The sequence below is a fragment of the Ruegeria sp. CDSB029 genome (assembly GCF_059611125.1).
This window is the reverse complement of record NZ_JBXWOX010000001.1, coordinates 338,814-353,804: the sequence shown is the minus strand read 5'-3', so window position 1 is coordinate 353,804 and position 14,991 is coordinate 338,814. Positions and strand designations below refer to the sequence as shown.

At 55.5% G+C, this 14,991-nt stretch carries 10 protein-coding genes and 3 tRNA genes; 8 read left to right on the top strand and 5 right to left on the bottom strand.

Annotated features, from left to right (window positions below; translation table 11 throughout):
* Positions 1 to 46: 46 nt before the first annotated feature.
* Entirely contained in the window at positions 47 to 898 is an 852-nt protein-coding gene (locus AC2FI8_RS01715; RefSeq protein ID WP_496776720.1) for a class I SAM-dependent methyltransferase, read from the bottom strand.
* A 140-nt stretch (positions 899 to 1,038) separates the two neighbouring features.
* Between AC2FI8_RS01715 and AC2FI8_RS01710 the strand changes: the two genes are divergently transcribed.
* The 5 genes from AC2FI8_RS01710 to AC2FI8_RS01690 all read left to right on the top strand — a co-directional run bounded on the left by AC2FI8_RS01710 (position 1,039) and on the right by AC2FI8_RS01690 (position 5,768).
* Entirely contained in the window at positions 1,039 to 2,154 is a 1,116-nt protein-coding gene (locus AC2FI8_RS01710) for a carboxylate-amine ligase (protein WP_496722645.1), read from the top strand.
* A gap of 117 nt (positions 2,155 to 2,271) precedes the next feature.
* Positions 2,272 to 3,414, top strand: a complete 1,143-nt coding sequence (locus AC2FI8_RS01705) for an acyl-CoA dehydrogenase family protein (RefSeq protein WP_496722643.1) — start codon at positions 2,272 to 2,274, stop codon at positions 3,412 to 3,414.
* 7 nt (positions 3,415 to 3,421) lie between these two features.
* The gene (locus AC2FI8_RS01700) at positions 3,422 to 4,462 is read left to right on the top strand and encodes an enoyl-CoA hydratase/isomerase family protein (RefSeq protein WP_496776717.1); all 1,041 of its coding nucleotides are present in this window, start codon (positions 3,422 to 3,424) and stop codon (positions 4,460 to 4,462) included.
* A 3-nt stretch (positions 4,463 to 4,465) separates the two neighbouring features.
* The gene (mmsB, locus tag AC2FI8_RS01695; RefSeq protein WP_496776713.1) at positions 4,466 to 5,338 is read left to right on the top strand and encodes a 3-hydroxyisobutyrate dehydrogenase; all 873 of its coding nucleotides are present in this window, start codon (positions 4,466 to 4,468) and stop codon (positions 5,336 to 5,338) included.
* 97 nt (positions 5,339 to 5,435) lie between these two features.
* A complete protein-coding gene (locus tag AC2FI8_RS01690) occupies positions 5,436 to 5,768 on the top strand; it encodes a hypothetical protein (RefSeq protein WP_058271892.1) in 333 nt (110 codons plus the stop codon).
* A gap of 9 nt (positions 5,769 to 5,777) precedes the next feature.
* Here AC2FI8_RS01690 and uvrA read toward each other — a convergent pair whose 3' ends face one another.
* From uvrA to AC2FI8_RS01675, 3 genes are all read right to left on the bottom strand, one after another.
* Positions 5,778 to 8,636, bottom strand: a complete 2,859-nt coding sequence (gene uvrA, locus AC2FI8_RS01685) for an excinuclease ABC subunit UvrA (RefSeq protein ID WP_496776711.1) — start codon at positions 8,634 to 8,636, stop codon at positions 5,778 to 5,780.
* Positions 8,637 to 8,812: 176 nt separating this feature from the next.
* Positions 8,813 to 8,889, bottom strand: a tRNA-Asp gene (locus AC2FI8_RS01680).
* Between the two features lie 46 nt (positions 8,890 to 8,935).
* Positions 8,936 to 9,012: transfer RNA gene (locus AC2FI8_RS01675), tRNA-Asp, on the bottom strand.
* A 211-nt stretch (positions 9,013 to 9,223) separates the two neighbouring features.
* On the opposite strand from AC2FI8_RS01675, the gene AC2FI8_RS01670 reads away from it, so the two are divergent.
* Together AC2FI8_RS01670 and AC2FI8_RS01665 are read left to right on the top strand one after the other, a co-directional pair.
* Positions 9,224 to 9,298 (top strand) — tRNA-Val (locus tag AC2FI8_RS01670).
* 127 nt (positions 9,299 to 9,425) lie between these two features.
* A complete protein-coding gene (locus AC2FI8_RS01665; protein WP_496776709.1) occupies positions 9,426 to 11,012 on the top strand; it encodes an APC family permease in 1,587 nt (528 codons plus the stop codon).
* Between the two features lie 52 nt (positions 11,013 to 11,064).
* Here AC2FI8_RS01665 and lon read toward each other — a convergent pair whose 3' ends face one another.
* On the bottom strand, positions 11,065 to 13,473 hold the full coding sequence (lon, locus tag AC2FI8_RS01660) for an endopeptidase La (protein ID WP_496776706.1): 2,409 nt from the start codon (positions 13,471 to 13,473) through the stop codon (positions 11,065 to 11,067).
* 338 nt (positions 13,474 to 13,811) lie between these two features.
* On the opposite strand from lon, the gene AC2FI8_RS01655 reads away from it, so the two are divergent.
* Positions 13,812 to 14,984, top strand: coding sequence for a sugar-transfer associated ATP-grasp domain-containing protein (locus AC2FI8_RS01655; protein WP_496765170.1), 1,173 nt, complete (start codon positions 13,812 to 13,814; stop codon positions 14,982 to 14,984).
* The last annotated feature ends 7 nt before the right edge of the window (positions 14,985 to 14,991 follow it).

Below are 14,991 nucleotides of genomic sequence, written 5' to 3'. Positions count from 1 at the left end.
TATGGAAAGGGGTACGGGCGCTTTGTCGCACCGGATCACTATCAGATCAATTTTCTTTGACCTGCACCCAGATGCTTTGGGCACGGCCGTCTTTCAAAAACGGCAAAGCTTCGACCGCGTCGGGGCGATCCTGTTGCAGGTAATATCCGGGCCAAAGCATTGAATATACACCAGATTGCAGCAAGGCATGCAGCATGTACTGCTCACCCCAGCCCGGGCAATCATAGAAGAACCGGTTGGGATATTCGTAGGGCAGAAAAACATCGTGCACATGAATGACCACACCGGGTTTGAGCGTCGGAATGATGCGGCAGAACAGGTGCGCGACGTCATTGCTCATGCGAACAACGTGGCTGGAATCGATGAACAACACGTCACCGGATTCGAGTTGCTCGAACAGTGCCGGATCGACTTCTTCCAGACGTTTTTGTTCGAACTCATCCACCACATGCGCGATATCTGCCCGTGGATACGGATCGATTGCGGTAACCTTGGTCTGCAACCCGCCGTCAATTACCGCCTGTCGCGTCACACGGGTCGAGTTGCCGCAGCCCACCTCGATCACACGCTTGGGTTTGAACCGGCGGATCATCAGATACAACGCGTCCGCATCCGGGCTGTCGTAGTACCCGTTGTTGATACGATATCCGGTCTTGTTGCGCGCAGGGTCTTTCAGAGCTTCCAGCGAAGCGGAGTGTTCTTGGTATTCCGACAACAAGTGAGTGATGTCGAACCCTTCCATCCCCGGAGACAGAGCATAGGCAGGTCGGGTCAGACCCCCTGCACGTTCAAACGCCTCAAGGCGCGCGCGTTCGTCCCGTTCGGTCACTTTGTCGATCAGTTTAACACCAAACCGATCAAACGCGGCGTTCAGCCGGGGGAATTTCCTTGGTTTCACGGGGGGGCTCCGGGTTTGGTGACGGTCTAGACGCCTCCTTACCTGTGCGTATGGGGGCTTCGCAAGAACCCAGCTGGCAAACACTTGGCAAAAAGACAATTTCCGTATTCACTGGTCAGAACATAGTTGCGAGGGCCGGAATGCAGCAGGAATTTACGCTGGGCATTGAAGAAGAGTATCTGCTGGTTGATCGAGACAGTCTGGAACTCGCCGAAGCGCCTGCCGCGTTAATGGAATCCTGCCAGGCCGATTTTGAAGGACAGGTCAGCCCCGAATTCCTGCAATGTCAGATTGAGGTCGGTACGCGACCGCATGTGACCATCAGCTCTGCGCGCGAGGATCTGAGACGTTTGCGGTCCTGTGTTTCGAAACGCGCCGCCGAGCACAACCTTGCCCCAATCGCTGTATCCTGCCACCCCTTTGCCGACTGGAAAAAGCAGCAACATACGCGCAAAGACCGATATGACGCCCTCCAACACGCGTTGGGCGGAGTGGCGCGGCGTATGCTGATCTGTGGCATGCATGTTCATATCGGGGTGGCCGATTCAGCCTTGCGCGCCGACCTGATTCCGCAGCTGTCCTACTTTCTGCCGCATCTCTTGGCCTTGTCGACGTCATCGCCCTATTGGAACGGAGAAGACACAGGTCTGTCTTCGTACAGGTTAACGGTATTTGACAACTTGCCCCGGACCGGTCTGCCCCCGATCTTTTCCGGCTGGTCCGAATATGAACGCACCACGGGCGTTCTGGTCGAACTGGGCGTGATCGAAGACACCACGAAAATTTGGTGGGATCTACGACCGTCGCACCAATATCCAACGCTGGAAACCCGGATCATGGACGTGCAACCCCGCATGGAGCATGCACTTTCACTAGCCGCAATGGTGCAGGCGTTAACGCGCATGTTGTGCCGCCTGAAAGACAGAAACCTCAGGTGGCGGCAATATGATCGGTTCTTGATTGGCGAAAATCGCTGGCGCGCGCAACGCTATGGCGTGGGCGAAGGGATGATTGACTTCGGAGATCGCTCAATCAAACCCATGCCGGAACTCATGGGCGAATTAATGGGTCTGCTGGCCGAAGATGCCGAAGCGCTGGGCACCATGACCGAGTTGGCCAAACTACAGCAGATTGCCCAGAACGGCACCTCGGCCACTCGCCAGCGCCGGGTACATGCCGAGGCAGCGGCAAAAGGCGATGACCCCGGCAAGGCTGTGGTTCAACACTTGATTGACGAATTCCATCAAGACCTCTGAACGTTGGCACGTTTTCCCGCACAAGAATGTGCCCGTGATTGCTGGCCGTGCAAAATTTCTGTAAGGATTGAGAAATAAACACTCGTTCAATTCAACGGGCAGCGTGGGAGGCAATCCATGGATTTCGCAACAACCGAAGAGCAGAACGCAATCTTCGACATGGCCCATGATTTCGGGCAGGAAAACATCGCCCCATTTGCCCGCCAGTGGGAGGCCGACGGCACCATCCCCAAAGACCTGTGGCCGCGCATTGGTGAGCTGGGTTTCGGCGGCCTTTATGTTTCTGAGGACAGCGGCGGTTCTGGCCTGTCTCGTCTGGACGCCACGCTTGTGTTCGAAGCTTTGTCGATGGCCTGCCCCTCTGTCGCGGCCTTTCTGTCGATCCACAACATGTGCGCCAAGATGCTGGACAACTTTGCCAGTGACGAGCTGAAATCCCGCATCATGCCCGATGTTCTAAGTTTGAACACCGTGCTCAGCTATTGTCTGACCGAGCCGGGCTCAGGTTCTGACGCAGCCGCTTTGAAAACCCGCGCTGAACGCACAAACGAAGGCTACACCCTGAACGGCACCAAGGCGTTTATCTCGGGCGGCGGGTACTCGGATGCCTATGTCTGCATGGTGCGCACCGGTCAAGATGGACCCAAGGGCATTTCAACGGTTTATGTCGAGGATGGCACCCCAGGCCTTAGCTTTGGCGCACTGGAACAGAAGATGGGGTGGAAAAGCCAGCCTACCGCGCAGGTGCAGTTCGACGATTGCAAGATCCCCTCTTCCAACCTCGTTGGTGTCGAGGGCGACGGTTTCAAATACGCGATGAAAGGGCTGGATGGCGGACGTCTGAACATCGCCTCTTGTTCATTGGGTGCCGCGCAAACCGGGTTGAACATGACACTACAGTACATGTCCGAGCGGAAGGCTTTCGGGCAATCCATCGACCAGTTTCAGGCGCTGCAGTTCCGTCTGGCAGATATGGAGATCGAATTGCAGGCCGCCCGGACATTCCTGCGTCAGGCGGCGTGGAAGTTGGATCAGGGCGCGCCCGATGCAACAAAGTTCTGCGCTATGGCCAAGAAATTCGTGACAGAAACGGGATCGAAAGTGGTGGATCAATGCCTGCAATTGCACGGCGGCTATGGTTATCTGGCCGACTATGGCATCGAAAAACTTGTGCGCGATCTGCGCGTGCATCAGATTTTGGAAGGCACGAACGAGATCATGAGGGTCATCGTTGCCCGCCAGATGCTCTCTCAGCGCTGAGGACTTTATGTCAGACATCTATATTCGCACCGCAGGCCGTGCCGGTCGTATCACCCTGACCCGGACCAAGGCGCTGAATGCGCTCAGCTATGATATGTGCCTGGCCATCGACACCGCCATGCGCAACTGGCGTGAGGATGACGCGGTCGATCTGGTCATTCTGGATGCCGAGGGCGACAAGGCCTTTTGCGCGGGCGGTGACATTGCCGAGCTTTATGAGACCGGCACCAAGGGCGATTTTGAATACGGCCGAAAGTTCTGGCGCGATGAGTACCGCTTGAATGCTCTGATCTTCGAATACCCAAAGCCAGTAGTCAGCTTTCTTCAGGGGTTCACGATGGGTGGTGGCGTCGGCATCGGTTGCCATGGCAGCCATCGCATCGTGGGTGAAACGTCGCAAATCGCCCTGCCTGAATGCTCGATTGGTTTGGTTCCGGATGTCGGCAGCACACTGATGTTGGCACTCGCACCCGGACGGTTAGGTGAATATCTCGGCACTACCGGTCATCGTATGGGTCCAGCAGATGCCATTCTGGCCGGTTTCGCAGATCATTACATTCCGATCCAGCAATGGCCGGATCTGATCGACATGCTTGAAGCATCCGGCGACGCCAGCATTCTTGAAAGCCATTCCGAAACGCCGCCCCAAGGCTCGTTGGGCGCAATGCAAGATGCGATTGAGTCAGATTTCGGTGGCGAAACTCTTGCAGATATACAGAACCGCCTGCGCAACTCGAACAATGACACCGCCTGTGACGCGCTGAAGTTGATCGGGCGCAATTCGCCACTCTCCATGGCTTGCACGGTCGAAATGCTGCACCGTCTCCGCACTCCAAACCTGACCATGCGCAAAGCGTTGGAATTGGAGTATCGATTCACCTATCGCGCGATGGAACACGGGGACTTTCTGGAAGGAATCCGTGCGCAGATCATCGACAAGGATCGCAACCCGAGCTGGCGCCATCAAAACCAAGACGTACCGGCTGTCGCTGTTTCAAAGATGCTACAACCTTTGGGCGCGGACACGCTGACTTTTGAGGAGGATTAAAGAATGAAAATCGGGTTTATCGGTCTGGGCAACATGGGCAATCCGATGGCGGCCAACCTTGCCAAAGCAGGGCATGATGTCAGCGGCTTTGATATGGCGGATGTCACCGTGCCGGGTGTCACTATGGCCAGCTCCGGTCCTGAGGCCGCGACTGGTGCCGACATCGTCGTGACCATGCTGCCGAACGGACAGATCCTGCGGGCGGTGGCAAAAGAGATCATTCCCGCCATGGTGCCCGGAGCGGTCTGGATCGACTGTTCAACGGTCGATGTCGACAGCGCCCGTGCCGTCGCTGAGCAGGCCAAGGAAGCGGACGTTCTCGCAGTAGACGCCCCTGTGTCAGGTGGCATCGGCGGTGCGGCAGCGGGTACGCTAACCTTCATGGCAGGCGGTAGCGACGCGGCGTTTGAAAAGGCATCGCCGCTGTTCGCCATCATGGGTCAGAAGGCTGTGCATTGCGGCGAATCCGGTGCTGGTCAAGCGGCCAAGATTTGCAACAACATGATCCTGGGCGTAACCATGATCGCCACCTGCGAAGCCTTTGCGCTGGCCGACAAGCTTGGGTTGGATCGGCAAAAGATGTTCGATGTGGTCAGCACGTCCTCGGGCTATAGCTGGACGATGAACGCCTATTGCCCTGCCCCAGGTGTCGGCCCTGCAAGCCCCGCGGACAACGACTATCAGCCCGGTTTCGCGGCTGAACTGATGCTGAAAGATCTTCGCCTCAGCCAGCAAGCTGCTGAAAGTTCGAACGCAGACACGCCCATGGGACAGGTTGCAACCGCGCTTTATGAGAAATTCGTCGAATCCGAAGACGGGCTGGGCAAGGATTTTTCCGCCATGCTGCCACGTTTTGAAAACCGTACCAGGAGCTAGGCGCCGCAGGGTGGCAACTTCCTGCCCATCGGGTTGACCGGCGGACAAACAGCGGCCATCTGTTTCCTAACCGCGCTTTAACGCGAAAGGAAACATGATGTCGCGAATTCTGTCTGTTACTTTGACCATTGTCGCGCTTTCATTGAGTCCGGCTACAGCAATGGCAGGGAACGGAAAGAGTAAGGCGGGTCATTGCCCGCCAGGCCTGGCAAAAAAAGCAGTGCCCTGTGTTCCGCCGGGTCAGGTAAAAAACCTGTACAAAAAGGGCGACTATATCACGCGCGACTACCGCTGGATCAATGATCCCTACCGTTATGGTCTGAATCGCGGCGGATCCTACATTCGCGCGGGCGATTACGTTTATCGTGTCGACCCCGAAACGCAAAAGGTGCTGAACCTGATCGGCGCAGTGGCTGATATTCTTTACTAAAGAACTGCACTATTCCGCTGCAACGCGCGCACCGTCCAACATCGGTTTGAGATACCTGCCGGTATGGCTGCGGTCGACTTCGGCCACGTTCTCGGGCGTCCCGGTTGCCACGATTTCACCACCGCCATCGCCGCCTTCCGGGCCGATATCAATGATGTGGTCGGCGGTTTTAACGACATCCAGATTGTGTTCGATCACAACGACCGTATTGCCCTGATCGACCAGTTCATGCAGCACTTCCAACAACTTGCGCACGTCTTCGAAATGTAGGCCAGTGGTTGGTTCATCCAGAATGTACAAAGTCCGCCCGGTCGAGCGTTTGGACAATTCTTTTGAAAGCTTCACGCGCTGCGCCTCGCCACCCGAAAGTGTGGTCGCCTGCTGCCCAACCTTAATATAACCAAGCCCGACCCGCGCCAGTGCGTCCATTTTATCGCGGATCGACGGCACGGCCTTAAAGAACTCCTGCGCGTCTTCGACGGTCATATCAAGGACATCGGCGATAGACTTGCCTTTGAACTTGATCTCCAGCGTTTCGCGGTTGTACCGCGCGCCCTTACAGGTTTCGCAGGTGACGTAAACATCGGGCAAGAAATGCATCTCAATCTTGATGACGCCGTCACCCTGACAGGCCTCGCAACGACCACCCTTGACGTTAAAGCTGAACCGTCCCGGCTTATAGCCGCGCGCCTTTGCCTCGGGCAGACCGGCAAACCAATCGCGGATCGGCGTGAAGGCCCCGGTGTAAGTCGCTGGATTTGAACGCGGAGTTCGCCCGATGGGGCGCTGGTCAATGTCGATGACCTTGTCCAGATGCTCCAACCCTTTGATGGTTTCGCAGGGCGCCGGCGTTTGCCGAGCGCCGTTCAGACGCATGGAGGCAGTTTTAAACAGCGTCTCAATCGTAAGCGTCGATTTCCCGCCGCCAGAGACACCCGTGACACAGACAAACTTGCCCAACGGGAATTCCGCCGTCACGTTTTTCAGGTTGTTCCCGGTCGCTTTGACGACCGTAACCTTCTTTTTGTTCCCTCTGCGTCGCTCAGCCGGGACCGAGATCTCGCGGGTTCCCGACAAGTATTGCCCGGTCACAGAGGCCGCATCAGCCGCGATTTGATCAGGTGTGCCTTTGCTGACAACCTGACCACCATGCACTCCAGCCCCCGGCCCGATGTCAAAAACATAATCCGCCTCGCGGATTGCTTCCTCGTCATGCTCGACGACAATCACTGTGTTACCCTGGTCACGCAGGTTCTTTAGCGTCCCAAGCAAGCGATCATTGTCCCGCTGGTGCAGACCAATGGACGGTTCATCCAGAACGTACAAAACTCCTGTCAAACCAGATCCGATTTGGCTGGCCAGACGAATGCGCTGGCTTTCACCACCAGACAAGGTACCACTTGAGCGGGACAGCGTAAGGTATTCCAAACCAACGTTATTCAGAAATCCCAGCCGCTCCCGAATTTCCTTGAGAATGGCGCGTGCGATTTCGTTCTTCTGGACACTTAGATGGTTCGGTGCATCTTCGATCCAGGCCAAGGCCTCGCGGATCGACATCTGAACAACCTGCCCGACATGCGCGCCTGCGATCTTAACCGCCAGCGCCTCGGGCCTCAGGCGATAGCCTTCACAGGCACCACAGGGTCGGTTGTTCTGATACCGCTCAAATTCTTCACGGATCCACGCGCTGTCGGTCTCGCGATAGCGGCGCTGCATATTCGGGATCACGCCCTCAAAACTGCGGGTGACCTGATAGACCCGCCCGCCTTCATCATAGCGGAATTGGATTTCTTCGTCGCCGGAACCGCGCAGAAACACTTGCTGCACCTTCGGTGGCAGGTCTTTCCACGGCGTGTTCTTGTCGAACTCATAATGTCGGGCAATCGCTTCGATCGTCTGCAGAAAGTACGGCGATTTTCCCTTGCGCCAGGGCGCCAACGCCCCGTCGTACAGTTTCAGCGTCTGGTCCGGCACTACAAGGCGTTCGTCAAAGAACAGCTCGACACCCAGACCATCACAATCCGGACACGCCCCAAACGGAGCGTTGAACGAAAACAAACGGGGTTCGATTTCGGTAATGGTGAAGCCGCTGACCGGGCAAGCAAAGTTCTCGCTAAACGTGATCCGTTCCGGATCGCCCTCACGCGGCGCGGTTTCGAGAACGGCGATACCGTCGGCCAAGTCCAAAGCAGTACGCAAACTGTCGGCCAGCCGGGTCTCCATCCCTTCGCGCACGACCAACCGGTCGACGACGACATCAATGTCATGGCGATATTTCTTGTCCAGCGTCGGCGGTTCATCCAGTTCGTAGAATTCTCCGTCGACCTTCACGCGTTGGAAGCCCTGCTTGCGCAGTTCGAGGAATTCCTTTTTGTATTCGCCTTTGCGGTCGCGCACGATGGGGGCGAGCAAGTACCCGCGTGTCCCCTCCTCCATCGTCATGATGCGGTCGACCATGTCCTGAACCTGCTGCGCCTCAATCGGCTGCCCAGTGGCCGGGCTGTACGGCGTTCCGGACCGGGCGAATAACAAGCGCATATAGTCATAGATCTCGGTGACCGTTCCGACGGTCGAGCGCGGGTTCTTGGATGTTGTCTTCTGTTCAATCGAGATGGCCGGTGAAAGGCCGCTGATGTGGTCCACGTCCGGCTTTTCCATCATGTCTAGAAACTGGCGCGCATAGGCTGACAGGCTTTCAACGTAGCGCCGCTGGCCCTCGGCATAGATCGTGTCAAAAGCCAAAGACGACTTACCAGACCCCGACAGCCCGGTGATCACCACAAGCTGATCACGTGGGATGTCCACGTCGATACCTTTGAGGTTATGTTCGCGCGCACCGCGCACTTCGATATTCTTCAGCTCAGCCATTTTTGGCCCCCAACACACAAGTGTCTTAGAAATAGGTGAACGACGCTGGAACTCCAACAGAAAAGTTAGAACAAAGCAAGAACTGTCATCTATTCGCCGATCCGACAAAGCAGCATCGCCTTTGACACGCGGAAGCGTGGTACAAATTACTAATTTGCCGCTGACTTAAAGGAAAATGGCGCGGTTGACGGGGCTCGAACCCGCGACCCCCGGCGTGACAGGCCGGTACTCTAACCAACTGAGCTACAACCGCGCATCTATTTTCGTGATCCCTTAACCCGGATCCAGGCTGACAGCAGTGGCGCGGTTGACGGGGCTCGAACCCGCGACCCCCGGCGTGACAGGCCGGTACTCTAACCATCTGAGCTACAACCGCCCGCTGTCTGTTCATCGCTGAACGTTTGGGTGTATTATGGCTACGCCCCGACATCGTCAAGCGGCGTTTTGAAGTTTTTTCAAAGAACCTGATTTTTTCCAATTGAGCCACCTGCCCACGGGGGCAGAAAACCAGCTTTTCATGAGCAGGATCGAATTCACCACCGGCCATCTTGCCAACCGATCCGAGTCGCTGTAACAGCACCGCCTACGGGTGATTAGCTCAGTGGTAGAGCGCTTCGTTCACATCGAAGATGTCAGGAGTTCAAATCTCTTATCACCCACCATTCCCCTTCCACAGAATCAACGCCCTCTAAGGCCTTGAAATTACAATGCTTGCCAGCTTGCATTTCAGCTGCGTATCGTTCCTGCATCTGCCGTGTGATCAATCGGCGCTGAGGCATGGGGTTTCGCATGGCCAAATTGAAACGGGATATTGGCCTTGTCGGCCTGACCTTCATTTCGGTCGGTGGAATTATCGGTTCCGGCTGGTTGTTCGGCCCCCTCCTCGCAGTTCAACACGCAGGTCCTGCCGCTATCCTTTCGTGGATCATTGGCGCGGTGGCCATGTTCGTTCTTGCGATAACCTTCGCCGAGATTTCGGCCATGCTGCCCATTCCCGGAGGGATCGCCCGCGTCCCCCAGTTTTCGCACGGCAACATCGTTTCGATGGCAATGGGGTTGACGGCCTGGATTGGGTACAACACCACCGCCCCGATTGAGGTCGAGGCGATGCTGAAATACCTCGGGCCTTATGCTCCGTGGTTGCACACGGCCGATACGGGCACTCTGACCGGCGCGGGTATCGCCGTGGCGTTGTTTTTCATGTTGTTGTTCGTTGTCATTAATGCGTTGGGGGTAAAATTCTTCACGCAAGTCAACGCGACGCTGACATGGGCCAAAATTGCCATTCCTATCGTGCTGTCGGTTCTGCTGATCGCAAGTCGATTTGACACCGGAAACTTCACCCAACCGGGTGGTTTTGCGCCTTACGGATTGCAGGGCATCATGGCGGCCGTTTCAACCGGAGGCGTCATCTTTTCCTTCATCGGTTTCCGCCATGTGGTCGATATGGCCGGTGAGGTTCGAAACCCCAAAATGGCCATTCCTGCGGCGCTGGTGCTGTCCATCATTCTGTGTGCAGCCATTTACGTCGGATTACAGATCGCGTTTATCGGCGCACTTGACCCGGTGATGCTGAAGAACGGCTGGGCAAGCCTGAATTTTAGCGGTCAGGGGCCATTGGACGGGGTTATACTATCGGTCGGGATCGTCTGGTTCCTGAGTGTTTTGAATATTGGCTCGGTCATTGGCCCCTTTGGCAACGGTTTGGTGTCCACCGGCTCGAACGCGCGTATCGCGCTGGCCTTGTCACAGAACGGTTTCCTGCCAAAGCGTTTGCAAATACTGTCTTCATTTGGGGTGCCCTTGTGGGCCTTGTCTCTGAACTTTCTGATTGGAATTCTGTTCCTTCTTCCGGTCCCGTTCACCACCGTTATTGCCCTGAATGGCGCGGCCATAGTCGTATCTTTTGCCGTTGGGCCAATCGCCGTTGTGTGCCTGCGCCGCCTGATGCCGGACCACCCGCGTTCCATTCGTATCCCTTTCGTCAAAGTGGTGGCCATCACGGCCTTCGCTGTCGCCACGCTCATCGTTTATTGGAGCGGATGGGACACCGTTTGGCGGCTTGGCATCGCGTTGATCGTCGGGTTTGTTCTTCTTCTGGCACGGTTCCACAATCGGTTGGACGAAATGGACGTGACCGAGGCCCTGTGGCTGGTTCCCTATTTCGGAGGGATCGGCTTGATCTCGTTCCTGGGACAGTTCGGGGAAGGTGCGCTTAAGCAAATCCCCTTTGGTTGGGATATTTTGCTGTGTGTTCTGTTTTCAATCGTCATTTTTGGTCTGGCGGTCCGATCCTCCCTGTCCGCCAAAAAGTTTCAGACTTACGTCGCCGAGGAAGAGGTTCTGGACCCGAAGAAACCCGTTATCGGCTTCTGAAAAAGAAAAAGGCGGGGAAAACCCCGCCTTTTCTTTGTCTATCGCCTATCGCTTAGTGCGTCGTGGCAGACGGGCTTGCGCTTTCAGTGGCCTTTGCAGCGGCTGCGGCAGCCTCTTCGGCAGCCTCATCCCACTCAATCGCTTCCGGCTCACGCACCAGCGCCAGTTTGAGAACTTCGGACACGTGCTCTACCGGAATGATCTTCAGACCTTCTTTCACGTTGTCCGGGATCTCAGCCAAGTCCTTTTCGTTCTCTTCCGGGATCAGGACCGTTTTGATGCCACCACGCAGGGCCGCCAGCAGTTTCTCTTTCAAACCACCAATCGGCATCGCATTACCACGTAACGAAACCTCACCTGTCATCGCGATGTCCTTGCGAACCGGAATACCGGTCAGCACGGATACGATCGAGGTCACCATGGCCAGACCAGCCGAAGGCCCGTCTTTCGGAGTCGCACCATCTGGCACGTGCACGTGGATATCTATCTTGTCGAACTTGGGTGGCTTCACCCCAATCTGAGGCGAAATTGACCGCACATAGGACGACGCCGCATCGATGGATTCCTTCATCACATCGCCCAGCTTGCCGGTGGTCTTCATCCGACCCTTGCCCGGCAGTTTCAGCGCCTCGATATGCAACAGATCACCACCGACCGATGTCCACGCCAGACCGGTGACAACACCAACCTGATCGTCCTGTTCGGCCAGGCCATAGCGGAACTTGGGCACGCCCAGGAACTCATCCAGATTGTCTGGCGTCACCGTTACAGATTCAGCCTCTTTCTTGATGATCTTGGTCAGCGACTTCCGCGCCACCTTGGCGATTTCACGTTCTAAGTTCCGAACGCCAGCTTCCCGCGTGTAAGTGCGGATGATCGAATGCAGCGCGTCATCGGTCAGTTCGAACTCCTTGGCCTTCAGGCCGTGGTTCTTCACCTGCTTGCTGATCAGATGCTGTTTGGCGATCTCACTTTTTTCGTCCTCGGTGTAACCGGCCAGCGGAATGATCTCCATCCGGTCCAGCAAAGGCCCAGGCATATTGTAGCTGTTGGATGTGGTCAGGAACATCACGTTGGACAGGTCGTATTCGACCTCAAGGTAGTGGTCCATGAATGTGCTGTTCTGCTCCGGGTCCAACACCTCGAGCATCGCCGAAGCCGGGTCACCACGGAAGTCCTGCCCCATCTTGTCGATCTCGTCGAGCAGGATGAGCGGGTTTGTGGTCTTCGCCTTTTTCAGCGCCTGGATGATCTTACCAGGCATCGAACCGATATAGGTCCGACGGTGGCCACGGATCTCGGACTCGTCACGCACACCGCCCAGCGAGATGCGAATGAACTCACGCCCCGTCGCACGTGCAACCGACTTACCAAGCGAGGTTTTACCCACACCCGGAGGGCCAACAAGGCACATAATCGGGCCCTTCAGCTTTTTCGAACGCTGCTGAACAGCCAGATATTCGACGATCCGTTCCTTGACCTTCTCAAGGCCATAGTGGTCGGCATCCAGAATGTCCTGCGCGCGGCCCAGATCCTTTTTGACGCGGGATTTCGTGCCCCACGGCAAGGCCAGAATCCAGTCCAGATAGTTGCGTACGACGGTGGCCTCAGCCGACATCGGGCTCATGTTACGCAGCTTTTTCAGCTCGCCTTCGGCCTTTTCACGGGCCTCTTTGGACAGCTTGGTCTCTTCGATTTTAGCTTCCAGTTCGGCAACTTCATTGCTGCCGTCTTCGCCATCGCCAAGTTCCTTCTGAATGGCCTTCATCTGCTCATTCAGATAGTACTCGCGCTGCGTCTTCTCCATCTGGGTTTTGACGCGGGTCTTGATCTTTTTCTCGACCTGCAGAACCGACATTTCGCCCTGCATCAGGCCATAGACCTTCTCAAGTCGCTCGCTGACGCTTAGGGTTTCCAGCAGGTCTTGCTTTTGTTCGACTTCAATCCCCAAATGACCCGACACAAGGTCAGCCAGCTTTGCCGGTTCGGTGGATTCTCCAACTGCGGTCAACGCTTCTTCGGGGATGTTTTTGCGCACTTTCGCGTAACGCTCGAATTCATCCGTAACCGTTCGCAGCAACGCTTCGGTCGTGGTTACGTCCCCCGGAATCTCGGTCAGATACTCGGCGCGAGCCTCAAAGAACTCTTCGTTTTCAAGGAATTCCGTGATCATCACGCGGGCTTGGCCCTCGACCAACACCTTCACTGTACCGTCCGGCAATTTCAGCAATTGCAGTACATTGGCCAGCACACCAGACCGGTAGATGCCGTCTTCGGTTGGGTCATCGTCGCTCGGGTCGATCTGGCTGGACAACAGAATCTGCTTGTCGTCCTGCATCACTTCTTCCAGCGCCCGGACGGATTTTTCCCGACCAACGAACAGCGGCACGATCATATGCGGGAAAACCACGATATCGCGCAGCGGCAGCACTGGGTATGATGAGTTCAGGGGCTCTTGCATGCTCTATCCTTATCATTGGCAAGACGGCTCTAGTCCCTCATCGAGGCAACACCTGTCCGTCTCCTGTACTTTAGAGTGAAGAAATGGTGCACATGGGCACACAATTCAACCTTCCCTTTTGACCATCACAATGACGCGAACCAGAAAGATCGGCAAGCCGATAACAGGACCACAGAAGCTAATTTCTGGGGCCGAGCTGGATAGAAGAGAAAACCTTGTCCGGCAATCTCTGTGGGAACCCAACCAAATATTCCGGCAACAAGTCATAAAACTGCCATTTTTCCGCTCAAAACAGTTTCCAAAATGGAACCAATAAATCGAACGTGGAGATCTCTGCCATGACAACGTCAAACCCCACAAGCGCCGCGGATATTGACTATGAAAAGTATTTGTCTGCCCGAGACTCTGATCATACCGCGTTGCTAACACACGCGGCAAAATCGTCCGGCCGGTCCCCAGTTCAGATTCAGCGCGAGTTTAACAAGATAGCCAAGTCGCACAGCAGATTGAACATGGCCGAATATGTGCGTAACGGGCTGCATCATTCTGATCGGTTCTCGGACGCCCAAAGATCCGAGTACATTTCAAACGATCTTCACTGGCCAATCACACATATATGCAACCACACTGGCTGGCAAAGCGCAGCTGAAGACAAAGTAGTAGCGACAACTCTGCTCAATGCTGTGGATGTGCCGGTCCCGGACATTGTGGGCGTAATCGACCAAACCTCACGTGTATTTCCAGGCATAAAAAAGATTTGCACTGCGGATGATCTACGCGAAACGGCACTGGATAATCTACATACGGGCCTGTTTGGGAAAATTACTGAAGGGATGGTCAGCTTTGGCGCATTCCGAATCCAGAACGCTGATAATGATACTTTAACATGCGCGGGGATGAACCCTGTACCATACGAAGAATTCTTGTCAGAAACCGTTGGGCAGAACTCGTATGTCTTGCAACCTTTGCTTCACAATCATTCAGCCCTCAGGCCGTATGCTTCTGCTCTGGCCACGATTAGAATGGTGAACCTGCTTCGCGAGGACGACGTTTTTTGTCCGATCGCAGTGATCAAGCTGCCCCAAAACGACAATATCGCTGATGCCTTTTGGCGCCCCGGTAATCTAGCTTGTGCGATTGACCCCGAGACTGGAAAAATCACTACCGTCACTCGGCGTGATGGCATGGAGGTTACCTTTCTGGAAGATCACCCCGAAACAGCCGGTTTGATGGGAATGCAATTGCCCTACTGGCAAGAATTGCGCGAGATAAACAGCCGTGCTGCCCGAACCTTTGCGCCGATACGTTATCAATCCACCGACATCGCAATTACTGAGTTAGGCCCCGTTGTTGTTGAATTGAATTACGGCGGCGGTTTCGACTTACCTCAATACGCGACTGGTCGCGGAATGCTTACAAAAGAAGTCCGGGATTTTTTTGAGAGCTTTGGTTATGACTTCGGTCAAGCGCCGAACAAAAAACGGCGTTCACTGCTTGGTTTTAGGCGTTAACAGTCTG

Bases quoted from the DNA above. Each gene is read 5' to 3' on its own strand.
- AC2FI8_RS01710 (WP_496722645.1), top strand. From the start codon at position 1,039: ATGCAGCAGGAATTTACGCTGGGCATTGAAGAAGAGTATCTGCTGGTT.
- AC2FI8_RS01705 (WP_496722643.1), top strand. From the start codon at position 2,272: ATGGATTTCGCAACAACCGAAGAGCAGAACGCAATCTTCGACATGGCC.
- AC2FI8_RS01700 (WP_496776717.1), top strand. From the start codon at position 3,422: ATGTCAGACATCTATATTCGCACCGCAGGCCGTGCCGGTCGTATCACC.
- mmsB (WP_496776713.1), top strand. From the start codon at position 4,466: ATGAAAATCGGGTTTATCGGTCTGGGCAACATGGGCAATCCGATGGCG.
- AC2FI8_RS01690 (WP_058271892.1), top strand. From the start codon at position 5,436: ATGTCGCGAATTCTGTCTGTTACTTTGACCATTGTCGCGCTTTCATTG.
- uvrA (WP_496776711.1), bottom strand. From the start codon at position 8,636: ATGGCTGAGCTGAAGAATATCGAAGTGCGCGGTGCGCGCGAACATAAC.
- AC2FI8_RS01665 (WP_496776709.1), top strand. From the start codon at position 9,426: ATGGCCAAATTGAAACGGGATATTGGCCTTGTCGGCCTGACCTTCATT.
- lon (WP_496776706.1), bottom strand. From the start codon at position 13,473: ATGCAAGAGCCCCTGAACTCATCATACCCAGTGCTGCCGCTGCGCGAT.
- AC2FI8_RS01655 (WP_496765170.1), top strand. From the start codon at position 13,812: ATGACAACGTCAAACCCCACAAGCGCCGCGGATATTGACTATGAAAAG.